This is a genomic window from Scytonema sp. UIC 10036 (genome assembly GCF_009725235.1).
Genome location: NZ_WJFC01000207.1, coordinates 1 through 23,862, shown reverse-complemented (window position 1 = coordinate 23,862; position 23,862 = coordinate 1). Strand labels below are relative to the sequence as shown.

Below are 23,862 nucleotides of genomic sequence, written 5' to 3'. Positions count from 1 at the left end.
TGTTTGAAAAGTCATGATTGATGTATCAAATATTTTTTACCCCACCCTAACCCTCCCCTTATAAAGGGGAGGGAACTGAATTTCTCTTATTTCCCCCCTTTCCAAGGGGGGACTAAGGGGGGTAATCATGTGATTAAAATGACAGCTAACCACTTTTCAAACATCCTCTAAGCTCCAATTCCTCAACCCAACCTACAAAAATTCTTACCTGCTCGGCTACGCCTCGCTATACAGGAGGCGGAGCCTCCCGTATGGCATTCCCAGCCTGAGGCTGGGAACGAGAGTGGGAGAGTGTCTACTATTTTTTAGATATATTTACTTATCTAATTTATTTATACCTTTACATTTTGTAACAAATCCTACAATTTTCTAATTAGGGAATAGCCTAAAATCGGTTGTCCCGATACTAAATCTTGGTGAAATCTAGCCTAAGTATGAGCAAAACAACCATTTTGTTGGAGAAGTTACAACTCAAGATACTGTTTGATTTAAGCAGAAGTCATTTACCTTTTAAGTATACAACCGTTGTAATCGATATGAGCATTTCATAGGCGAAAACAGAACGCTTTAGATTCTTTTAAGAATTTTGTATTAAGCTGGACAGTTTTTCACATCCCAGTCAGTTTTAATAACATTGTTAGCGGTATTTGCTCGGTGAATATCTATGTAAATGCTGCCGCAAGATGATACCATGCTGTTAATGGGCAGCGTACATTAAACTGCTGCAATAGATGGTTTGGTTCATGACAAAACAGAACATAATTCCTAAATGGAGCCTGACAACAACTATGCTTGAAACTAACAATCAAAACATCTACTTCCCTGCTTTTGTAAATCCTGGTGTTGGAAACGAGGAAACCGTAAATGGCAACCACTTGGCTAAGCCTAAATCAGATTTACTGCAACCATTGCGCGATTGGCTTGATTCACTAGATATTCAGAATCGAAAATTGGCAAGATTCATTGCTCAAACAATCCCCGCCCAATGCCCATTTGAAAGAGATATTGTTTTGTTTAATCGTAAAATTGCTCATATTCCCCCTCTGTGCAAACTCAACCCTCTCTACGATCAATTTGTTGGCTTGCGTTTTCGTGCTTTGTGTTACTTAGCGGATGTGTGCGGTGAGGATATCCGCTCCTATTGTTAGAAGACACTCTCGTCCGATATAAGTTAAGTTAAGCACACAACTTGGCGATCGCCTAAACTATAAAAACAGGGGATATAGAAAAAGGCGAATACAATCTATGAGACAGCGCTATACACTAGTAGATTGCATTCACCTACAAGGCAAATTTCAACTCTTAAAATTCTTTACTCATTCATATTTTTGAGTGTTGCTACTGCTGAAGGTGATACCTGATTCAGATAGCGGAAAATCCAGTACTTGACTATGGTATCTAGAAGAACAGGGAATGTTGCAATAAACAGGAAAATAGCATTTCTATCTGCAGGAATACCTAGGTGACTTGCCGTACTTTCCAAAATGACTTCCCATCCATGTTGTGAATGGAATCCTACGAAAATATCTGTGACTAAAATAATGATGAATGCTTTGGCGCTGTCACTCAAACCATAGACAATCTCATTGAGGAGATTTTTAATGGCGGCTATACCTCTTTTGTTTGTCACGACAACGCCTGCAAAAGCAACTAAGCCGATTAAGTCTGCAAAAACGTTCGCAACCGCGCTATTGCTTTTATGTTTAAACTCTTCAGCTATCTCATTTACCTTCGCTAATACTTTTTCTTCAACCAGTTCTGCAGTAATATGAGGAGAATTTTTCAGCAATCTCTCAAACTTTATTTCCTCTTCAAAAAACTGCAATTCTTCGAGAGCTTCCTCTTTCATTTCGTGGTTAAGAAAAATAGGTGTACTCTCACTCCCTCGATAATGTTCTACAAGAGGAAGAATCAAAAACTGCTTTGAAACTGCTTGAGTCAAAAGAGGAGTAACGATTAACAATAGTAAAAAGTTTATAGCTAGCCTGGTTGTTTGACGAGACACCTGATAGTTTCTGACTAAATCTTCTTCAGAACTCGGACTCATATCATTTGTGATTTTCTGAATTGTTCTCCCAATGGAGCGTGGAAGAACACCAGTTTTCTTTGTCACAGGAGTGACATCTTTCAGACTTGGTTGAGATAATTTTTTTGAGCGTGGTTGTTGATTTTCTATGGGTGAAACAACAGATTTTTGAGTAGAATCCGTAGCTTTAAATGTAGATATTTCAACATCCCAATTGTTGTATTTTGTAAGAACCTCGTCTATCAACTTGAGTTTCTCTAAAAATGCGTAATTTGGGTTTTTTTGAAAAAATCGGCTTGTCTTAAATTCTGCAATCCTTATTTTGATTGTATTTAAGTATTTTTCAACGTCTATTTGAAAACATTCTAAGAAATTTTGGCTGTACTCACTTGATTGAATGGGAACTTTGTCACCCCCAAAATGTTTCAACTCAATATCTTTAATTTTGAGCGCCATTTGATATGCCTGATCTAATGCTCTTTCAGGTGTGTTAAAAAGCCATTGAGAGCTTTCATAAAGAACATTATTGATTTTGTTAACTAACTTATCTGACCTCGAAGCATTTACGTAATTTTTCATATCTTTGGTAGATGTACTATTCAAAAAAAGTAGGTAGATTATATTTTACATGAAAATTCCAAGAGAAAGTAAAGTTAGAAAAATGTTGGTATTGAAATTCTCTCTATTTGTCTCCTACCTACTTTAAAAAAACAAATAGAAATTCTTCAAAAGATTAACTAGCTTGTAAACAAGCTAAAGGATCGGGAACGGGAAAAGGATCTGAACTAAGCGGCACAAACTTACTATTTTTGGCATCATAAGCAGATATTTCTCCTGTTTCTATTTGATAAACCCAGGCATGAAGAGACAATTTATCACCGTGTAATTTAGAACGAACCACGGGATAAGTTTCTAAGTTGGCAATTTGAATCAGAACATTCTGTTCGACAGCTATTTTTAGCAGGGTTTCTACATCGCAGCCGTGATAGTTTTCTCGTAAAAGGCGACGAGTAGACTCCGCATGACGCTTTAACCAGTTATGAACTAAAGGCATCTCATCAGATAAATTGTTTAATTGTAGAATTGCTTTCATACTACCGCAGTGAGAATGACCGCAAACAATAATATGTTTAATGTTTAAGTCTGAAACAGCATATTCAATTGCAGCACCTTCACTAGTTGAACTACCGTGGGGTGGAATAATATTACCTAAATTCCGGATGATAAAAAGCTCTCCCGGTTTTGTTTGAGTTAATAAATTTGGATCGATGCGGGAATCACAACAGGTTATAAAGAGAATTTCAGGAGTTTGTCCTTGAGATAACTGACGAAACATTTCCTGATGAATAGTGAAATAGTTGGTTTGAAATTCATTAAGCCCTTTGATGATTCGTTTGACTGGCATTGTGGAGTTCATATCTCATTGTTCCCTTACTTTTGGTTTGCTTGGTAGTCGCACCACAATGTTGATTTAGTTCATTCCGTAGTCGCACCATAATGTTCATCCAGTTCATTTAGTGGTTACACCAATAATTAAGTAGATTGGTGAAAAAACACGATTGTGTAAAGAGCGGGGAAAATTTCTAAACTTTGTTAGTAGTTGCGCTGTCTAACCTACAGCACGCTAGCGGCGAACGCGTTTAAAGCAACTACAGACCAGTCGCATTCGTGACTGGTTAAGATAGCACTTCTAAAGTTAATAAGCAATTATGCTGAATAGAGAGTTCGAGTTCAGGTATTTAATTCACCTATTATCAGAACTTTAACTGGATTCTGGAGAGACAGATATAAAGATTATGTGGAAATTTTCCTGAAATTGTAAGTTTTCTACAAAGTCTCTCAAAAATTTTCAGTTTCATTGCTTATTGACAAAGAGTGTGCTCTCTTAAATTGCCACGAATGAACTAGTCATGAATACTTGTACTGATTGATTTAGAATTTACTCAAGTAGCTATTTATCTACTTGGCAAGCTGTATAGTTTATGCACCAACAAGATTTACAATTTGCAAGTAGAGAGGAATTCCTACGATAATGTTGAAGGGAAATGTCAAAGCCAGAGCCATAGATACATATAGGCTGGGGTTAGCTTCGGGAACTGTTAATCTCATAGCTGCAGGAACTGCGATATAAGAAGCACTTGCACATAAAACCGCGAACAACAAACCATTTCCTTCTCCCATACCTAAAACTTTTGATATCAAAACTCCTAAGATCCCATTCGCAACTGGTATGAAGATGGAAAATGCTATCAAGAAAGAACCTGTTTTCCCCAAGTCTCTAATTCTTCTAGCTGCAACCAATCCCATATCGAGTAAAAAGAAGGTCAGCACACCGTAAAAAATTTCATTAGTGAACGGGTATAACCTCTCCATACCTTGTTCTCCCGTCAGCAATCCAACGATCAAACTGCTAATGAGTAGAAAAACAGAGCCATTTAAAAAAGCCTCGCGCAGAACGTTTCCCCAAGAAAACTGTTCTTCACTTTCTGCCTTAGCACCAAAGACTCTCAGGAGAATTAAACCAACAATAATAGCCGGAGATTCCATGATGGCTAGTGCTGCAACCATATGCCCTCCGTAGGTTATGTGCATTTTTTCGAGGAAAGAACTAGCTGTAATAAAAGTGACTGCACTGATGGAACCGTAGGTGGATGCGATCGCAGCTGCGTTATATTGGTCAAGTTTGATTCTCAGGATAAAGAAGGTATATACCGGGACTATTGCAGCCATGAGAATAGCCGCTATAATAGTAATGGCGATTTGCCAGTTAATCCCACTTTCTGCTAGTTCATGTCCTCCCTTAAACCCGATAGCTAAAAGTAAGTAAAGCGAGAATAGTTTGGGTAAGGGTTGAGGGATTTCTAAGTCAGACTTCAACAGGGCCGCCAGCATTCCCGCGAAAAAGAATAAAACTGGTGGATTCAGGATGTTAGATAGGACTAAACTGCCATCCATTGTTATTTTCTTACCTAAGAGTTATGAATCTTGATGAACTGATGTATAGGTTAGTTCACAGATCTTAAGAAAATCGTGAGAAAGACTTAAGAATATTCTTAGGTAGTCCCGATCTTTAACATGGCAATTGTACAATGAAGTTTGTGATATGCTCGGGTTCACTCGTGACCTCAATAGTACCCTGATGCAAGCGAACAATTTCATGGGAGATCGCCAGTCCCAATCCCGATCCTCCTGTATCGCGGGAGCGATCGCTATCGGCGCGGTAAAAACGCTTAAAGAGATGGGGTAGATGTTCGGCTCTAATTCCTTGACCCGTATTCGTGAAAATCACTTGAACCTGTCCCCCGTGCCGATGTGCTTTCACCGTAACTAGGCCCTCATGGGGTGTATACTTGATGGCATTATCCAGTAAATTTAAAAACAGGCGGGTTAAGTGGTCGGAGTTGCCGGGAACGTAAAGCGAAGGCTCTATACTAACACTTATCGGAATGCTCTTAATTTCTGCCATCGGCTGAATTTGCTCTATAAGGATTTCCAGTAGATCGCTCAAATCAACATTCGTGAAGCTAAATTGGTAGTCGGATTCGCTTTGCTCCAAACGAGTTAAGAAAAGCAGCCTGTTCGTCAGGCGAATCAAGCGATTGACCTCCCGTTGTAATTCTTGTAGGGTACTCTCGTATTCTTCTACAGTGCGAGTTCGGCTTAAAGTAACACCCAGTCGTCCTTTAATCACTGTCAGAGGTGTGCGTAACTCGTGAGATACATCTGCCGTAAATCGTTGTTCATGCTCAAAAGCTGCTTGCAGGCGATCTAACATTCCATCTATGGTGATAGCTAATCGTCCCACTTCATCTGTTGAACCTTGATAGCCAATGCGTTGGGTGAAATCATGAGGACTAATTGTCTGTGCGGTATGGATAATGCGTTCCATAGGACGTAACGCCCCTTCAGCTAAAAAGAATCCTCCAAACCCTGCCATCAAAACAATCAGAGGACAACAAAAAAGCATCACAGTTAGCAGATGTTCTGTTGCTCTAGAAATTGGTTCAAGGGTTTGAGCAACTTGCAACCAACCAACAGTGGGGGATAAAGGTAATGGTTGAGTATAAACTCGCCAAATTTGATCGTGTTGGGTTACGTTAGTGTAACCCGTTTTTATTTCTTCAAACGTTGGAACAACTAAATAACTGCCAATGCCATCCCATATTTCACCCTTGGGTGAAACTAACTGCACGGCAAACCCAGCATTAGCTAGCTGACGGGTAATATTTTCTGACTGATTTGTGATGTGAAAAGCAGGATGACCATCCCGTTCAACCAACTCGGCGACAGTTGCAGATGCAGTAAGTTGCAAAGCTTTGTCTAATTGACTGAGTAGGTTATGTTCTAATTGAAAGTACAGGTAAGTCCCAAAAAGTACCAGCGTACACCCCAAAAGCAGTATATACCATGCTGTGAGACGCATCCTAATAGTACTTTTATTTAAAGGCAAAAAAAACATACAATTAACTATTGGAATAAGATTTCAGGCAATATCCTACCCCTCTGACTGTATGGAGTAGTGGCTGGTCAAAACCTCGGTCTATTTTTCGTCTGAGATAACCGACGTATACATCAACAATGTTGGAATCGCTGTAGAAATCAAAATCCCAGACATGTTCTCCTATTTGAGTTCGGGTGACTACTGAATTGGAGTTACGCAACAAATATTCTAAAAGTTTAAATTCTAAAGGACTGAGTTCAATCACACGCCCTGCACGCTCAACTTCTCTTTTAACGACATTCATCGTTAAATCCCCAACTTGCAACGTCGTATTAAATTGTAGAGGAGGGCGGCGTTGCAAAGCCCGCAAACGTGCTAGGAGTTCTGAAAATGCAAAAGGTTTGACCAAGTAGTCATCTGCGCCCCGATCTAATCCTTCCACCCGGTCTTCTACAGTATCCCTTGCTGTAAGCAGTAAAACTGGAGTTTGAATTTTTTGACTCCGGAACTCTCCAAGTAGCTTCAACCCATCAATTTTGGGTAGCATGATGTCTAAGATGATAATGTCGTATTCAGCAGAGGAGACATATTCCCTACCTTGTTTACCATCAAGAGCAACATCTACAGCGTAACCCGTTTCTCTTAAACCTTGACGGATGAATTGAGCAATCCCTGGTTCATCTTCAACTAGCAGAATCCTCATAATAGGTCAATTTACGTTAGTTGGATGTTTTTTGACTTTGCCATAAAATAGCAGAATTCTAGGAGGCATTAAACCATCGGTATCGGAAATGGGGCAATTTTTTTGACCCTACCCCATTCTCTATACCGAATGTAGCCTCAAACTAAGCATAATATCGTAGAATGCTCTTGATTATCAACCCATGTAGGCGTTCACCTCGAGCCGGTGGCTCAGCCTGGGAATGCCTTACCAGAGGCTCAGCCTCCTGTATCGCTCTACACAGCCTGCTGTGCTGCATTCCCAGATAGAAAACCACAGAAAAAAAATCGTTTTACCCCTCAAAGCAAATGTGGTGGACTACTGACCACAAAGCAATCTTTAAAAATTAATTTTTTTAAGGCGTCACAAAAAGAGCGGGTATTGCTGTATAATAAATAGAAATTCCCCCAAAAAGTTAACGGCTCTTAGGGGGCAGAAATATCCAATAAAATTACTTTAGTTGAGACTATGATAGCAACCTCAGCCATCTTTTGCCAGCTCCCCCTTGAAGAAAATATTTCATTCTGGCTCGCCCAAATCCAAGAAGCCACCCTGGTACTTCTGGAAGCCTCATCAAAATTGGCAATCATCCAAAAGAGCATTGGCAAAATAGAATTCAACAGGGAACTCAAACGTTACGAGCAAAACCCCAAAGATATTAAAGAGTATTTAGAAATAGCACAAATGTACTCAGAGTGCGACCACCAAGAAATATCCGCACTGGGCATCCTCACCCTGAAGAAATTGTAAGGATTCAGGTGGGTAAAAGAGGGATGCAGGGGGAGCAGGGGATGCAGGGGAGGAAGGGGATGCAGGGGAAGATGAATGATTCGTCGTCAGGATTTAGGTGGTAGGTATTGACAAAGGGGAGGCTTGGGGTGGAGCATCGAAACTATGAACAAACACCTGCCTCAAGAACAAGACAGAGAAATTCTCAGCCAGTTGTCTACTGAAGAACTGGTGAGTAACATCATTGAGCAGGGAAATGTCATTCGAGAGTTACACAACAGAGTATTAGAACTCCAGCAAGAAATAGACAGATTAAAACTTAGCAGAGATTTAGATAGTAAAATCTCATGATTGATGAAGCATTCAAAAATTATCGTCTGTGGCAAGAGACTAATGTGATAGTCACTTACCACGATTGGGCAACTCAATTCAAACAAAAAGTGCAATTGAGTATCAATCAGTGGATTGCTCATGCAGGAGCCACTGCTCTCAAGCTTTTACGCTCTTTGCATGACAAAGCCGAACAATGGTGGTACTTTCTTGACCACCCAGAAGTACCTCCTGACAACAATTTGGCAGAACGCTCCTTACGCTTGGCTGTTACTAAGCGTAAAGTTAGTGGTGGCTCAAGGTCAATGGAGCGATTTCAGCACACGGCTCATATATTGACGGTGGTACAAACTTGTCGTCGTCAAGGAAGAAAGGCCATCGATTTTTTTGCACAAGCATTGAAAGCTCATTCTCATGGTTTTCAATCTTGTCCTTCTCTAATTCCCAATCTTCAACCTGAATCTTGAGGGCAAGACAATGACTAAAGAACCAATTAGAGACCATAAAGATTTGGGAATTTACAAAATTGCCTTTGAAGCGGCAATGAAAATTTTTGAGATCTCAAAGCAATTTCCTTCCGAGGAACGATATTCTTTAACTGACCAAATTCGTCGCGCTTCACGTTCTGTATGTGCCAACATAGCAGAAGCTTGGCGGAAACGTCGTTATGAAGCAGCATTTGTTGCTAAATTAAATGATTGCGAAGCCGAAGCGAACGAAGCTAGGACTTGGATTGAATTTGCTGTCAAATCCAACTACATGGATGTCGAGACTGGACGAGAACTTTACGGACGTTACAACCAAGTTTTATCCGGTTTGGTAAATATGATTAATAATACCATCCCTGGTTAATGAATCATTAATCTCCCCTGCATCCCTGCTCATCCCCTGCATCCCTGCATTCCTTTTTTCACCTGAATCTTACAAGAAATTAATCCGCCCCTCCCTGACTCCTGTCAGAGATGCGTTAGAAAATTTAACCGATATTACCCCAACCAAAATAGAACACCTCATCAAAACTCTTTGCCTTTCTTTGGTGGAGCTAACAGCGGTTGAAGTCCTACTAAAAGCGGTTATGGGACAAGCCGATTGGAACCAAATCAAGAGTGCGATCGCCCTTATTCAACCCGACAGAAAAGATAAGGTCTGGTTTGCCCTATCTCAATACCAACGCGCTTTAGCAATAAAAGCGTTTCCTCCTCACCACATTCTCCTCACTCAAGCCGTTAAAAACAACCTGATTTACCAATGGCTAGAAGATGAATCCGGTCAAGTGATTTTACTGAGAATCCATAATCCGGTAGCAGGAATGTTCGATCGAACTCTATCTGTTGAAGATGTAGCAGTCGTTTTAAATACCCTTTCTCCAAGGGATAAGAGTGCTTCTAGATAGTCTATTTGCTGAATGTTGCTATTTATACTGCTTGTATGACTCATACGTTGATTCAACAACGCCAACTAATTACCACTGGCTGCAAAGCCATCTTTAAAGTTTAATTTTTTTAAAGCGCAACGAAAAGATTCCGGGTTGCTGTATAATAAATAGAAATTCCCCCAACGAGTTAACGGCTCTGAAGGGGGCAAAGTAACAACAATAAATTTTTAAGTTGAGATTATGATAGCAACCTCAGCCCTATTTTGCCAGCTCCCCCTAGAAGAAAATATTTCATCCTGGCTCGCCCAAATCCAAGAAGCCACCCTGGAACTCCTAGAAGCAGCGTCAGAACTGGTTGCGATCCAAAAGAGCATTGGCAAAATAGAATTCAACAGGGAACTCAAACGCTACGAGCAGAACCCCAAAGATATTAAAGAATATTTAGAATTGGTACAAGCATACTCAGATTGCGACCCCCAAGAAATATCCGCACTGGGCATACTGGCTCTCAAGAAATTAACTCGCCCCTCTCTAGATCCTGTAAGGCAGGCTCTGGAAAATTTAACCGATATTACGCCAGCCAAGATAGAAGACCTTACCAAAACCCTTATCAAGCGGGAAAGAAAACCTCAGCAACTCAGAGATACCATTTGGGGTGAGGGTGGTATGTTCTTCAATACGGGAGATATCTACGACCATCCAACTGCAGGCGTAGCTCTGGAGCGCATGGCACGAGAAGAAGGGAAAACACCTCAAACGATTACAGCCCAATCAATAGAACTGCGACAGGAAGTGGTGAAAGTTCTAGAAATCCAATCCAGCGTTACGGAAATATCGCTTCCAACTTCTGTTGTCGAAGAAGATAGTTCATCCCTGAGTGTTGCCATTAACCCGACGCTCCCCAAAGTCCAATTTCAGGGAAAGGAGTTTATCTTATTAGACCCTAGCAAAAAGTTGGTCTTGGAACTCGATCAACCCGTGCTCACTCCCATCCAACCTCCATTTGCTTCCCAAGAAAGTGTCGAACGTCAGATAACTCTGGAGAAAATTACACAACACCAAGCTGACCTATCGATGGCACAATCTCCCCTGAGAACTCCCCTTTCAGAACTGTCTTTAGATGAACTCAAAGCAACTGAAGTTCTTTTACAAGCAGCCATGGGACAAGCCGACTGGAAACAAATCACTGAAGCGATCGCCAAAATCAACCCCGACAGAAAAGAAACAGTCTGGTATGCTCTCTCCAAAGACCAACGCACTCTCGCGAGAAAAGCCTTCCCGCTCCATCACATCCTCCTCACCCAAGCCGTGAAAAACAACCTGATTTACGAATGGCTAGAAGACAAATCCGGTAGGGCGATCCATCTGAGAATCCACAATACAGTACCGTCGATGTTTGATGAATTAGTCTCTATTGAAAATTTAGAAACTTTTTTAAAGACCCTTTCTCCAAGGGAGACTGCTTCTATATAGTGCATGAGATGTTATTTATAGCAAATTTCAACTTGGTGAAGTACGAAAATTACCCCCCTCTGTCCCCCCGATGCCTTGGGGGGATGAAAGGGGGGTGTACCTTATGAGACTGAGAAAGGCTATATCAACTTTTGAGCATTGCAGTTGCATTATGCTGTCATTCAGCAACACCAACTTTTTTTAAAAGTAAGGATAATATCGAAGAGTGCTTTTTAATATTACTTGTAGGAATGAGCGCAAAATGGAACCTAAGATAGAGCACCAGCCCAGCCAAGAACGCCTCAAGGAATTAGGTGTCTTCCAATGGTCAATTTGGACTAAGGAAGCATCCAAATTTCCTTGGACTTACGACGAGCAAGAGACTTGTTATTTTTTAGAAGGGGATGTCATCGTGACTCCTGATGGTGGTCAGCCAGTGCAAATGGGCAAAGGAGATTTAGTCACTTTTCCTGCGGGAATGTCCTGCACCTGGGATATTAGAAGCGATGTAAAAAAACATTATTGTTTTGATTAGAAAAAATGCTGTTACATTTAATGACTTGGCAAGAAGTAGAAGCATATTTACAACAGTCGCAAGGTATTATTTTACCTATCGGTTCCACAGAACAACACGGACCGACGGGATTGATTGGCACAGATGCAATTTGTGCAGAAGCGATCGCACGTGGTGTGGGAGAAGCAACTCAAGCAATAGTTAGTCCAACAATCAACGTTGGTATGGCATTGCATCACACAAAATTTCCCGGCACAATAAGTTTGCGTCCGAGTACGATGATTCAACTGGTGCGGGACTACGCCACCTCTTTAGCAAAAGCTGGTTTTACCAAGTTTTATTTTATCAACGGGCATGGAGGTAACATTGCGACCCTCAAGGCAGCTTTTTCTGAAACCTACGCCCACTTGGAAGATTTGCAGATTACCGATGCCCATAAAGTGCAATGCCAAATTGCTAACTGGTTTATGTGTAGTTCAGTTTACAAGCTAGCAAAAGAATTATACGGTGACCAAGAAGGTTCTCATGCAACGCCGAGTGAAGTCGCCGTGACACAGTATGTCTATCCAGAAGCAATCAAACAAGCGCCTCTTTCTTCAGAAGTGGGTAGCGGACATAAAATTTATGGTGCAACTGACTTTCGCCAAAAATATCCTGATGGCAGAATGGGTTCAAATCCTGCCTTAGCAACACCCGAACACGGTCAGCAGTTCTATGAATTAGCCGTCAAGGAACTGAGCCAGGGGTATCTAGAGTTCTTAAATTCATCAAATTGATGCCCAGAGCAGCGCCGTACTTTGGTGGTGACCAGAGTACGGTGATTGTAAGGCATCCTGCCTGCCACTTACAAAAAACTCACGGACTTTTTTCCAAAAAAGTAATAGACTTTACTCTTGATTTTTATGTATATATGAAAAAGTTTCTCTAATTTAGGAAGTGAAATAAAAGTGGCAGTTATTGAAATTGAAGGATAAATTCTTAATGAAGTTTCAGTAAGCTTCAGTAAACTTACTTGACAAACAGAATTTTTTCTGTCAAGAGGTCACATTTTTCATAAAAAATATTTAAACATAGAAGCTTTAAAAGAGAATTTAAATCTCTGAAAGGTTCTGTCTGAGTAACTAGAACCTCTTCGCTGAGATATTTTTCTCTAGGAGATTTTCAGGGCATAATTCCAAAGAGAATTTAATTCCAAAGTCCCTTTTGAAATTATCTACTGCCAACACCTTACTTTTTCTCTAGCTTAAGAGTATGGCAATCAATATCGTTCAAGAAAATCAAACGGAAACTGTTTTGCGTACCGAGGATCTCAACGTCTACTACGGCAAATTTTTGGCTTTAAGCAAAATTTGGCTTGAGATTCCTCAAAATCGAGTCACTGCCTTCATTGGTCCTTCTGGATGTGGAAAAAGTACCTTGTTGCGGTGTTATAACCGTCTCAATGACCTAGTTGCGGGGTTCCGAACTGAAGGAAAAGTTTATTATCAGGGGGAAAATTTGTATGCACCTCACATCGACCCTGTTGTAGTACGTCGCAGGATTGGAATGGTGTTTCAAAGACCAAACCCATTTCCAAAGTCAATTTATGACAATATTGCCTTTGGTCCAAGGCTGAACGGTTTTAAAGGCAATATGGATGAGTTGGTGGAGCGATCGCTCCGACAAGCGGCTCTTTGGGATGAAGTCAAAGATAAACTGCGCCAAAGTGGTTTATCTTTGTCTGGAGGACAACAACAACGTTTATGTATTGCGCGTGCCCTCGCAGTGCAGCCAGAAGTCATTCTCATGGATGAACCTTGCTCTGCACTTGACCCCATCTCCACCATACGGGTTGAAAATTTGTTGCACGAACTCAAACAGAATTACACGATCGTGATTGTGACTCACAATATGCAACAAGCTTTACGGGTGTCCGATATGACTGCCTTTTTTAACGTTCAAACCTTAGACAATGGCGCTCGGACTGGTTACCTCGTAGAGCATGGCACTACAGAAGACATTTTCCAAGATCCCAAACAGGAAGACACTAAAAAGTACGTGAGTGGTCAATTTGGTTGAAATTTACTCGCTCATATTAGGACGGGCAAGGATACCCGTCCTACTAGAAGTCGATTGGGTTTTTTTATGAGAAAATCTCTAGGAATTAGAAATTAATTTTTGGCAACACCTTCTTGACGTGCTGCACGTTGCACGGCTCCTGCAACAGCAGTCACAACACGTTCATCAAATACGGAAGGAATAATGTGTTCTTTGTCAAGGTCATTCGTGTTAATTAAAGATGCGATCGCAGTTGCAGCTTCCAAGTACATACCGATGGTAATTGTTGCTGCCCGACAATCCAAAGCACCTCGGAAAACACCAGGAAAAGCCAAAACATTATTGATTTGATTTGGGTAGTCACTGCGACCTGTTGCCATAATAGCAACATCGTCTTTAACTAATTCTGGTTGAATTTCAGGAATTGGATTTGCCATTGCAAACACAATCGGATCTTTTGCCATAGAACGCACCATTTCTGGTGTTAGGACTCCCGGTACGCTAACGCCGATAAAGACATCTGCTCCTTGCAATGCACCAGCCAGAGTCCCTTGAGCTTTGACAGCAAATTCGCGCTTTTCTTCTGTAAGGTCTGTACGATTGATAGAAAGAATACCTTTGGAATCGCACATCCAAATTTTTTCTGCTCCTGCTTTGCGGAGCAATCGAGCACAAGCGACTCCTGCTGCTCCCGCACCGTTGATAACGATGTGAACGTCTGCGATAGACTTACGGACTAGCTTTAAAGCGTTCAATAACGCAGCTAAGGTGACGATCGCCGTACCGTGCTGATCGTCGTGAAAAACAGGAATATCTAGTTCCTGTCTGAGTTTAGCTTCAATTTCAAAACAACGAGGAGCGGCGATATCTTCTAAATTCACTCCTCCAAAGACTGGCGCAATATTTTTGACAGCCTCAACAATTTTGTCAGTGTCTTGAGTCGCCAAGCAAATGGGAAAAGCATCAATCCCTGCAAATTCCTTAAATAGCATAGCTTTACCTTCCATAACTGGCAAAGCTGCCGCCGGACCGAGATTTCCCAATCCCAAGACCGCGCTACCATCAGTAACAATAGCTACTGTATTTTGTTTAATGGTTAAATTGTAAACTTCTTCGGGATTTTGAGCAATGGCATTGCATATACGCCCTACTCCTGGCGTGTAAGCCATTGCTAAATCTGATACACTTTTAAGGGGAATTCTACTGGTAATGCTAATTTTTCCACCACGGTGCAAATTGAAAGTGCGGTCATAGACGTTCAAAACCTTGATATCTGGTAAGGCTTTAACCGCTTGCACAATTGTCTCTGCATGCTCGGTGCTAGCTGCATCGACGGTGATATCGCGAATCGAAATAGCTCTTGTCTGTTCTATGAGGTCAATTTGACCAAAGTTACCGCCAGTGGTTGCGATCGCTTTGGTTACAGTCGCCAACATTCCAATGCGGTTGGGGATTTCCACCCGGATTGTCACGCTAAAACTAGAATTAGGGGTCAGGTCTGCCATTCTTTGTTAAAACCAAGATTGTTGACTGTCAGAAGTAAAAATTGAGTGACACTTCAGTATACATAGTAACAATTCAGTAGACAAGCTCTTCCCATTCCGCCAGCAAAATCGCCTCAAGTCCGTGATATTTCTACTCATCCATGTAAAAGCGTGCCATTAACTACGCTACCTCATTGCGCTCAATAGCGAGTTCAATTTCATCGGGGTGAGCTTCTGCGTATGTGTAAGCATTAGCCAAGTCAGTAGCGGATCGGGATGCCATGCTGCGCTGTGTCCTCAAGGAAAAAAATATTTTGCTTATGTTGCTTATAAGGTAAAAACTAAGTAAGTAGGCATGATTAAATGTAACTATGTAAAGAAATATAAATAAGTCTCAAACTGTCTTCCCTTCTGCCCTGCGCTTCCTGCCTTTTCCCAACGATAAATATTCACGCCCACCTACTTAGTTTCAGCTAAATCTATCAAGATGATAGAAAACGATTCGGAATTGAAAATCCTGTGAACGGTTACTGATTACTCTTGGTTTGGTGGGAGGGGTTCAGGTCTGGGTATTCCGCGACCAGAGTCTGGGTTTCGTGGGGGTCCAAGGTCGCGTGTTCGTTCGTCGTTGTTACCTTGTGTAGTCATATTTAACTCCTAAATTAGTTTATACTTTGTTTGGTTAATTTTCTTCTAAAAATAAATACAAATTAGCAACTTTAGATTCCAGAATCTTATGCAATATTTTTGCCATCTGATGCCATGAAGGGCTTACTTTCTTTCCAGAATCTTTGGTTTACTATTTCTAAAGCTGTTAGGACAGTAGTCAAAACCGAGGATAAAAAATCTGTTTTTTCGTTCAGACGCTTCCAACAGCACGTCTCTACAGGAAACAGCTAACGTAAACCTTACTACTTAACATCCTTCAGAGGTCATTTATAAAGTAAATCTTAAATCGCCAAATGTTTTGTGTAGGTTGGATAAAACGAAGTGACACCCAATAATTCGATTAAATGTTGGGTTTCGTTCCTCAACCCAACCTACAGTCTTCTTAATATTTACTTTATAAATTATCTCTCAGTTATTTTTCTCCTAATCCCTCATTAACTTAGCTTTAACCACAAATTGGCTGTTACTTGACAGGTTGTTAACGTTCGCTTGATAAGGTCTTTACTTAACATTTATCGGGACAACTCAGGCTTAAGTGAGATTAACGACACTGTAGAAACTCCACGAAATCACTCCTCTCACTGCCCCTGAATTTCCCCAACTCTGAAGGAGGTATCTGTGCGCCGTTCAAATTTTGAGCATTATTTGTCAACTAAATTCAAAAGAAGAAACCTGTTAATTGGTGCTGGTGGGTTTTTGGGTTTTACAATTGCCAGCCAATGGTCACACAGAGTACTAGCTCAACCAAAGTTTTCTGCCTATCCTTTTACTCTTGGTGTTGCCTCTGGAGATCCATTATCAAATGGAGTTGTTTTGTGGACGCGTTTAGCACCTGACCCAATTAACGGCGGTGGTATGCCACAGGAAAATATTCTTGTAAGGTGGCAATTGGCAGCCGATGCAAGTATGACAAAAGTGCTGCAGAAGGGATTTGCTGTGGCAACTCCAGAACTAGCTCACTCCGTACACGTTGATGTTCAAGGCTTAGAACCAGATAAGGTTTATTGGTATCAATTTAAGGTCGGAAACGAACTTAGCCCTATCGGACGTACTCGGACTGCACCTGCTTTGGGAACCTCTATTAGCCAATTGAATTTTGCGTTTGCTTCTTGTCAGGAATACCAAAGCGGTTTTTATACAGCCTACAAGTTCATGGCTGAAGAAGACCTTAACTTTGTTGTCCACTTGGGGGATTACCTTTACGAAGGTGGAATTAGCACAAATCCCAATAGAGTCCGCGAGCACAATAGTCCAGAAATCATTACGTTGGAGGACTACCGCAACCGCTACGCCCTGTACAAGAGCGACCCAGATTTACAAGTATCTCACGCAGCATTCCCTTGGATTGTGACGTGGGATGACCACGAGGTAGATAATAACTGGGCGGGTTTTGTCCCAGAAGATCCAGATAGACAGTCGCCCGAACAGTTCCGCCAGCGTCGTAGAGTAGCTTTCCAAGCATACTACGAGCATATGCCCCTGCGCTTGAAATCATTTCCAACAGGTGACGATCTTAGACTGTATCGGCGGTTTGCTTTTGGCGATTTAGCTTCTTTTAACGTGCTTGATACTCGTCAATATCGTTCGGATCAAGTCTGCTTGCAAACTTTTCCCTCTGCACCAGATTGCCCAGATAGACTCGATCCTGCTCTCACAATGACTGGCAAAGAACAGGAAGAATGGCTGTTTAAAGGATTGGAGCGATCGCCAGCTCGTTGGAATGTTCTAGCTCAACAAATCTGGTTTGGACAAATTGACTATCGAGCAGGAACAGAAAAAGCATTCAATATGGATCAATGGGATGGTTATCCTGCTGCGCGGCAAAGAATTTTAGACTTTATAGAAAGCCGTCGCCCATCCAATCCCGTTATTATCACAGGGGACTGGCACTCTTTCTGTGTTCAAGATATTAAGAAAGATTTTGATGACCCAAATTCTGAAACCTTAGCAACTGAATTTGCTGGTACATCAATTAGTTCTCTTTGTCCTTGGGCTCCAAACGTCCAAGCAAACTTGTCAGAAAACCCGCACGTCAAGTTTTTTAACGGTGATGTTCGCGGTTACATCAGCTGTCAAATTACACGTAACACTTGGCGAAGCGATTATCGAGTCGTTTCGACAACTGCTAACCGAGAGGCTGCTACAATTAGCAACATTGCTTCGTTTATCGTTACAAGCGGACAACCGGGCGCTCAGAAAATTTAAGGAAATTTTTGTCTGGTTATCTTTTGTAGAGACGAGATATCTCACGTCTTACAAAAGATAATTACTATGCATCATGCTACTTAGATGGGGTGTCAATACTGCAAGGGATCTCGGAAATTGTAGGTTGGGTAGAGCGATAGCGTTACCCAACAAATTCTGATAAATGTTGGGTTTCGTTCCTCAACCCAACCTACCCAAAATCAGGTTTTTAGCTCTAACTGAACCGTATTGACTTATATGTAAAATGTTAAAAAAATTATATAAATATACAAAGTTTTTATCAAATACTGAAAATTGAACAAGGGGAATTGAATAGCTTTAAACAATGCCCCATGCTCAATTCCCAAGTTTAACCCACCTACACTTGTCTCACAGTTCCCTGATTTGGAAGCTCAAAAGATACAGCCGTAGTAATTGGTGCATTGGGATCGGGAACATTTGCTCCGGTAGGTGGAGACTGTGGTAACAATCTGTAATCACTTCTCCAACGTTCGTGAGTGAGATCGCAACGAACATAACCGCGCTGTCTTCCGTTAAAATACTTTACCCAGGGGCTTTCAGGTAAAGCTGCTTCAATTCTGTCGCTTGCGCCGAAACCGGAGGTAATAGAAGTACCGACAAACTCAGTTCCCACCACAGGAGAACCAGGGTTGTTGAAGTCTGCTAAAAGGTCGCTTACCCAACTAGAGTGAGTGTCACCAGTAATAACAACTGGGTTCGAGGGTCTGCGTTGATTGAGGAAATCAAGAATGCGCTGACGAGCAGCCACATAACCATCCCAAGCATCAACGTTAAAAGCTGACTCTTCCCCTGCAGTCCAATCATGTTGGGTAAACACTACCTGTTGGGCAAGAATATTCCAACGAGCCTTGGAGCGATCGAGACCATTAAACAGCCATTTCTCCTGTTTGGAACCAGTCAAAGTGGCAGATGGGTTAAAAGCTTCTTCACATCGGGGTTTGATACCGTCATCACAAGGCTGATCGGTGCGATACTGGCGAGTATCTAGCACGTTAAATTCCACTAAATCGCCAAAGGTGAGACGCCGATAAAGTTGCAGATCGATGCCTTCTGGTTTTGACAACGGGCGCAATGGCATATGTTCGTAATACGCTTGGAAAGCAGCAGCACGACGTGCAAGAAACTGCTCTCTCGACTGTAATTGTGGGTCTTGAGGAATTTCATCCGCCCAGTTGTTGTCTACTTCGTGGTCGTCCCAAGTCACAGCCCACGGGAAAGCAGCATGAACGGCTTGTAGGTCTTCGTCAGTTTTGTACAGGGCGTGACGGTTGCGATATTCTTCCAGTGTTACGGGTTCTGGTCCGTTATGCTGTCTGATACGAGTGGGATTTGCAGCTCCTTCGTATATATAATCACCAAGATGAACAACGAGCTCGAGTTCTTCTTTTGCCATATGCTTATATGCTGCATAGTAGCCATCTTCCCAATTCTGACAAGAAGCAAATGCAAAGCGGAATCGTTCTATTTTTTGCCCAAGAGTAGGAGCTGTACGAGTGCGTCCAACAGGGCTAATTTCATTGCCTGCTTTAAACTGATACCAGTACCATCGAGCAGGTTGCAATCCTTCTACAACAACGTGTACGGAGTGTCCTAATTCAGGAATTGCATAGGTTGTACCGCTCCGCACAACCTTCGTCATTTTTTCATCAGTAGCAACTTGCCATTGTACGGGGATATTTTCTGACGGCATTCCACCTCCATTTAGTGGATCTGGAGCCAATCGCGTCCAGATAACAACGCTTCTAGGATAGGGTTCTCCTGATGCGACACCAAGACTGAAGGGATAGTTAGAAAATTTAGCTTGAGCATTGACTCTGCTTGTCCACTGCGTTGTCAGTGCTAAACCTGTTAAGAATCCACCACCAATTAAAAGGTTACGACGCTTCAATGGAGTTGATAGCAATCGTTCGATATGCAAGTGCTTCATGACAAATCTCGCCTCTTGGTATTTAGCAGGACTTTTTTCTAAAAACTGAAATAACTTATAAATACGCATCAAAAGATTAACAATTTAGCGTCCAATGTATAGTTAAGATACTGTTAAATATTGCTTAATATTATTTGAAATATTCGCATTCTTTTAGGATTAATATAAATATTGAGTCAAATATTATATCAATATGATTCTACTGAAACATCTTTCTTTGGTACTAGTAATTGCTATATGCTTTTTCTTCACACTGCCCGCATATGCATCTTTTTGCCGTAATGACAATGGGCATCAGATTTGTATTATTGATATTAAACGAAGTGCCAAAAATTATTGGGAATATAGGGCTGTTCTTAGTGTTGATGGGGTGAAAAGACCTGTTGAGGTTTATAATTGTCGCGATCGCAAGAAAATTCAAAAAGACGGAACTGCTTTACCTTTTGGGAAAAACGATCCTGGAGAGATTGTTTGTCGTCTTTTTAAAAAGAGATTCTAATGGATGAAACTTATCCGTTTATGTAATATAGAAGGTTTCAGTCCCCCTTGCGGCGTGTAAGCAGTTGGAAACGTATTACATAAAGAACGGCAACTACACGCAAGCAAAACTTACGCCCCCTTTTTAAGGGGGGCTAGGGGTCCCCTCTGGGGTTGGGGGGAGATGGGGGGATCTCCAAGGCGTAAAATCCCTGAAATACAGTTGGTGTTGCGTAAGTCCTAGCAAGTTGAGTTTCAGTCGCCTTGCAGGGTGTAAACATTTTTTATACAACTTCACACAATTAGGCATCACACAACTCTTGTATCAGCCCCTTTGGTTGTCCTAACCCGAAATCGCGATCGTAATACATATACATTGGTCGTAGGGGCGCAAGGCCTTGCGCCCCTACCAAGGCATTTGTATCACTAAAAAAGTGAAATGGTATCAGATTGCGCCAACAATGCGCGATCGCTGTTTCAGTTTTACCCGATCCTGTAGGTGCGCGAAGGAGGATGTTTTGGCGTTGTAAGAGTTTGGCGACGGTTTTTCGTTGAAAATCTCGTGGGAGAAAGGTGGTTAGAGTTTGGAAGTATTGGTCAATAATGGAGAAATTCGTTTCGGCTATCATTATATTGATAATAATTATTTTAACTAACAGAACTTAGATGGTTTAGTTGCAATTCACATTGTTTAAAAATATAGTTGATTGCACTAAATAATTTATCTAGTTCGTAGATAGTGTAAGGAATAATATTTTTAGTAAATAAATTGGCTTCTAAGTTACCAAATTGCCACAAACTATTTGAAGTTTTTTCGCTCGGTTCTTAGCGGATTTTAGTAATTGCTCGTAAAGTTGCTCTGCATAGTAAATAGGTGTATTATACGCTGTTATTAAAATACCGCTTAAAATACTTAATCTACAACAAGAAAGTTGGGCGTTTTGCCCAAAATAGCGATGAACATTGTTATTTGAATATCAGTAGCCCTTTGGAAAAGTTCCTTTTGTTCTTTGCTAACACGAGCCTCTAAGCGTTCTAAAGTAGAACGCTTAGAGTTATCTTCGGAACTGTCAAATATTGTAGTACTCACAACAGCCTTTATGGATATGTATTCTGTTCAATTGTACGGCATATTGCCGCAATTTTCTATTTTGACAATCTTTATTCTCTTTGGAAAACCCTGCTTCCAATTAGCTTTATCATAAAGTAAAGTCACACATACAGGAATTCAGCTAGTGTCCGAACAAGTTTTTCAAGATCTTCCTTCTGTAGAATTATTACAGTGGTTGGCACGAGGTTCCCTCAAACAAAACCTGTTGCGGGCTATTCGCTTATGGGTGTGGTTGCGATCGCTCTACGGAAACAGTCAAGAGCGTTTGGTTTTAAATGACTCTTTCACTTATGCAGAATGGCGAGATGCGTTCTTCACTCGCTCGCATCCTAAAGGAGATATTATTCCCAAACCACATGACTCTCTTTGTTCGTGTTCCAAAATAACATCCGAGTGGTTATTTAGCAAACAAACTAGCATCACTGCACGCGAGTGGAAGGAATTGATGCTGGCTCACACGGGTATAGATTTATCTCACCTGGAACAACAGCTACAACAGCGCTTGTTCGGTGTCACTCGTCGTTCTCTCCAAGGCGATTTGCAAACTCTCGTCGATCTTGGCTGGCTGGAATACAAAGCCCAAAAATATCATCGCGTGCGGGAATTTCCACCACGTCCTGCTAGTTCTCAAGATGAAGTCACACCTACCCAAGTGAGTGCTTATGAATTAAACTTTCTACAAGAAGATTTGGTTGCAATCGCAGAAACTCACGCCCAAAAAATCAACGGCGTGCAACGCTTTTTCCTACAACTAGATTACGTTATTCCTCGAAGTACCATTGATGTAGTAGAGGATTGGCAGCATAAATTAAAACAACTTTGGGCAAAAACTCCCGTACCACCAGTAAAACTCAGTTATAAAAGCGCTAGATTGGGAAACACTGTAAATTGCATCGTTTATCCAGTCTGTATTTACTACGTCCAAAGAGCAGTTTATCTGTGTGCTTACGGTGAAAGCCCTGAACAAAAAACACACTGGTACAATTTTCGCCTCGATCGCATTCACAAAATGACTGCTTTAGAATGGACATCAGATCTTCCCGCAAATTTACAAAAGTGCGATCGACAAGCATCTTTACCCCATCCAGATTACATTGCTATAGAAATGTCCAAAGCGTGGGGATTTGATTTCTATTTACCCTCCCAATTGATGCTATTACGATTTGACCGCAATTTTCACGAGCGCTATATTCAAAATACCTTTCGACACGAAACTTTTGAGGCAATTAGCTACAAACAAGCCAAGAATCTGATACAGCAAAATACAAAGCCACCAGAACGACAGACATTACTCAAAGTTTTAGAAAATCGTTCCGACAAAGATGCTTACTATCGCCTCTATTACCGACACGGCGATAATAATGTCAGTATGCGTATACGAGCATGGCGACCAAAAGCTGAAGTCATTCTGCCTTGGGAATTACGAAAAAACATTGCTGATGATGTTGCTACAGAATTTAACCTATACCAGTAGAGACGCAAAATTTCGCGTCTTTACAGCGTCTGGGTGTAGAGCGTGAGGCTATCATTAATTAAATAACGCTTGACCACGACGATAAAGTTCACGAGCACAGTCAGTCCAAGTGCCTTGTTTCCGATAGCAAAAACACTTATTTTGTAGTAACTATTTGTACAACTATGACATCTATCACCAGATTTTCTCCATCTGTAGCACGAATCCTGGTAGTAGTGGTTCACCACTCACTGTTTCTGGATTATCTAAGATTTCAGGTTCTCTATTGGGACGGTATATGTGAACTTTACGGTTTTTGCGATCGATTAACCATCCTAATGTTACGCCATTGTCAATATATTCCTGCATTTTAGATTGCAATTCATTAAGGCGATCGCTCTTTGAGCGTAACTCAATTACGAAATCTGGACAAATTGGAGCAAATGATGCTTTTTGTTCCTCACTTAAGGCATTCCATCTCTCTAGTTTAATCCATGAGGCATCGGGGGAGCGAGTTGCCCCATTGGGCAAGGTAAAACCTGCACTAGAATCAAAAGGCTCGCCTGTTCCATCTTGTTCTGCCCAGTTCCCCAGTTGTACAGCTATTTTGAAGTTGCGATTGCCTGTATCTGAAAAAGCAGGTGGCATAACGATGACTTCTCCACTGACATTACGCTCAATTCTTAAATCGGGATTGGCTTGACAGAATTCGTAGAACTGTTCCACAGTCATTGATTTGATAGCAGGAAGATTAACCGTCAGTGGGACGCTTTGAGTTTGAATTAATAGCGTCGTCATTTTTTGTTCCTCATTTTGTTATTCGTCATGCAAGTCTATAATATTATTTTAAGGTCGATTTAAGTCGATCGGGACTTACGCATTCTCAATGG

The 23,862-nt window shown here is 41.3% G+C and carries 21 protein-coding genes and 2 pseudogenes; 13 read left to right on the top strand and 10 right to left on the bottom strand.

Going from position 1 to position 23,862, the window contains the following annotated elements:
* Positions 1-788: 788 nt before the first annotated feature.
* Positions 789-1,148, top strand: a complete 360-nt coding sequence (locus tag F7734_RS50505; RefSeq protein WP_155751843.1) for a Mo-dependent nitrogenase C-terminal domain-containing protein — start codon at positions 789-791, stop codon at positions 1,146-1,148.
* A 164-nt stretch (positions 1,149-1,312) separates the two neighbouring features.
* On the opposite strand, the gene F7734_RS50500 is transcribed toward F7734_RS50505, so the two are convergent.
* The 5 genes from F7734_RS50500 to F7734_RS50480 form a co-directional block, all read right to left on the bottom strand.
* Positions 1,313-2,605: a proton extrusion protein PcxA gene (locus F7734_RS50500; protein ID WP_155751838.1), complete on the bottom strand. Its 1,293-nt coding sequence runs from the start codon at positions 2,603-2,605 to the stop codon at positions 1,313-1,315.
* 154 nt (positions 2,606-2,759) lie between these two features.
* Positions 2,760-3,443 carry a carbonic anhydrase gene (locus F7734_RS50495; protein WP_243147522.1) on the bottom strand — a complete coding sequence of 228 codons (684 nt, stop codon included), beginning with the start codon at positions 3,441-3,443 and terminating at the stop codon, positions 2,760-2,762.
* Positions 3,444-4,006: 563 nt separating this feature from the next.
* A complete protein-coding gene (locus F7734_RS50490) occupies positions 4,007-4,981 on the bottom strand; it encodes a sodium-dependent bicarbonate transport family permease (protein WP_155751837.1) in 975 nt (324 codons plus the stop codon).
* Between the two features lie 115 nt (positions 4,982-5,096).
* The gene (locus F7734_RS50485) at positions 5,097-6,449 is read right to left on the bottom strand and encodes an ATP-binding protein (protein ID WP_243147521.1); all 1,353 of its coding nucleotides are present in this window, start codon (positions 6,447-6,449) and stop codon (positions 5,097-5,099) included.
* A 40-nt stretch (positions 6,450-6,489) separates the two neighbouring features.
* Entirely contained in the window at positions 6,490-7,170 is a 681-nt protein-coding gene (locus F7734_RS50480) for a response regulator transcription factor (RefSeq protein WP_155751835.1), read from the bottom strand.
* A 486-nt stretch (positions 7,171-7,656) separates the two neighbouring features.
* On the opposite strand from F7734_RS50480, the gene F7734_RS50475 reads away from it, so the two are divergent.
* The 9 genes and pseudogenes from F7734_RS50475 (at position 7,657) to pstB (ending at position 13,646) form a co-directional block, all read left to right on the top strand.
* Positions 7,657-7,938: a hypothetical protein gene (locus F7734_RS50475; protein WP_155751834.1), complete on the top strand. Its 282-nt coding sequence runs from the start codon at positions 7,657-7,659 to the stop codon at positions 7,936-7,938.
* Between the two features lie 144 nt (positions 7,939-8,082).
* The gene (locus F7734_RS50470; protein WP_155751833.1) at positions 8,083-8,268 is read left to right on the top strand and encodes a hypothetical protein; all 186 of its coding nucleotides are present in this window, start codon (positions 8,083-8,085) and stop codon (positions 8,266-8,268) included.
* Positions 8,259-8,714 (top strand): annotated as a pseudogene (locus F7734_RS50465) (transposase); the annotation flags it as partial. The gene F7734_RS50470 and the pseudogene F7734_RS50465, both read left to right, overlap by 10 nt.
* Before the next feature lie 10 nt (positions 8,715-8,724).
* Positions 8,725-9,110: pseudogene (locus F7734_RS50460) on the top strand (four helix bundle protein).
* A gap of 212 nt (positions 9,111-9,322) precedes the next feature.
* Complete coding sequence (locus F7734_RS50455) at positions 9,323-9,640, top strand: hypothetical protein (protein WP_155751831.1); 318 nt, start codon at positions 9,323-9,325, stop codon at positions 9,638-9,640.
* Between the two features lie 222 nt (positions 9,641-9,862).
* The gene (locus tag F7734_RS50450; RefSeq protein ID WP_155751830.1) at positions 9,863-11,095 is read left to right on the top strand and encodes a hypothetical protein; all 1,233 of its coding nucleotides are present in this window, start codon (positions 9,863-9,865) and stop codon (positions 11,093-11,095) included.
* 241 nt (positions 11,096-11,336) lie between these two features.
* The gene (locus F7734_RS50445; RefSeq protein WP_155751829.1) at positions 11,337-11,609 is read left to right on the top strand and encodes a cupin domain-containing protein; all 273 of its coding nucleotides are present in this window, start codon (positions 11,337-11,339) and stop codon (positions 11,607-11,609) included.
* A gap of 5 nt (positions 11,610-11,614) precedes the next feature.
* Positions 11,615-12,364 (top strand): creatininase family protein, encoded by a 750-nt coding sequence (locus F7734_RS50440; protein WP_155751828.1) that lies wholly within the window; start codon positions 11,615-11,617, stop codon positions 12,362-12,364.
* 475 nt (positions 12,365-12,839) lie between these two features.
* The gene (gene pstB, locus F7734_RS50435) at positions 12,840-13,646 is read left to right on the top strand and encodes a phosphate ABC transporter ATP-binding protein PstB (RefSeq protein ID WP_155751827.1); all 807 of its coding nucleotides are present in this window, start codon (positions 12,840-12,842) and stop codon (positions 13,644-13,646) included.
* A 92-nt stretch (positions 13,647-13,738) separates the two neighbouring features.
* Here pstB and F7734_RS50430 read toward each other — a convergent pair whose 3' ends face one another.
* Entirely contained in the window at positions 13,739-15,130 is a 1,392-nt protein-coding gene (locus F7734_RS50430) for a malic enzyme-like NAD(P)-binding protein (RefSeq protein WP_155751826.1), read from the bottom strand.
* A 1,266-nt stretch (positions 15,131-16,396) separates the two neighbouring features.
* Between F7734_RS50430 and F7734_RS50425 the strand changes: the two genes are divergently transcribed.
* Positions 16,397-17,983, top strand: a complete 1,587-nt coding sequence (locus F7734_RS50425; RefSeq protein ID WP_166482660.1) for an alkaline phosphatase D family protein — start codon at positions 16,397-16,399, stop codon at positions 17,981-17,983.
* Positions 17,984-18,341: 358 nt separating this feature from the next.
* On the opposite strand, the gene F7734_RS50420 is transcribed toward F7734_RS50425, so the two are convergent.
* Positions 18,342-19,931: an alkaline phosphatase gene (locus F7734_RS50420; protein ID WP_155751840.1), complete on the bottom strand. Its 1,590-nt coding sequence runs from the start codon at positions 19,929-19,931 to the stop codon at positions 18,342-18,344.
* A 193-nt stretch (positions 19,932-20,124) separates the two neighbouring features.
* On the opposite strand from F7734_RS50420, the gene F7734_RS50415 reads away from it, so the two are divergent.
* Positions 20,125-20,430 carry a hypothetical protein gene (locus tag F7734_RS50415; RefSeq protein ID WP_155751825.1) on the top strand — a complete coding sequence of 102 codons (306 nt, stop codon included), beginning with the start codon at positions 20,125-20,127 and terminating at the stop codon, positions 20,428-20,430.
* A 280-nt stretch (positions 20,431-20,710) separates the two neighbouring features.
* Here the strand turns inward: F7734_RS50415 and F7734_RS50410 are convergent, their stop codons facing one another.
* Together F7734_RS50410 and F7734_RS64655 are read right to left on the bottom strand one after the other, a co-directional pair.
* Positions 20,711-21,037 (bottom strand): DEAD/DEAH box helicase family protein, encoded by a 327-nt coding sequence (locus tag F7734_RS50410; protein WP_155751824.1) that lies wholly within the window; start codon positions 21,035-21,037, stop codon positions 20,711-20,713.
* A 284-nt stretch (positions 21,038-21,321) separates the two neighbouring features.
* Positions 21,322-21,498: a hypothetical protein gene (locus F7734_RS64655; RefSeq protein ID WP_243147520.1), complete on the bottom strand. Its 177-nt coding sequence runs from the start codon at positions 21,496-21,498 to the stop codon at positions 21,322-21,324.
* Between the two features lie 145 nt (positions 21,499-21,643).
* On the opposite strand from F7734_RS64655, the gene F7734_RS50400 reads away from it, so the two are divergent.
* The gene (locus F7734_RS50400) at positions 21,644-22,993 is read left to right on the top strand and encodes a TIGR03985 family CRISPR-associated protein (RefSeq protein ID WP_166482659.1); all 1,350 of its coding nucleotides are present in this window, start codon (positions 21,644-21,646) and stop codon (positions 22,991-22,993) included.
* Between the two features lie 174 nt (positions 22,994-23,167).
* Here F7734_RS50400 and F7734_RS50395 read toward each other — a convergent pair whose 3' ends face one another.
* Entirely contained in the window at positions 23,168-23,770 is a 603-nt protein-coding gene (locus F7734_RS50395) for a Uma2 family endonuclease (protein WP_155751823.1), read from the bottom strand.
* Between the last annotated feature and the right edge of the window lie 92 nt (positions 23,771-23,862).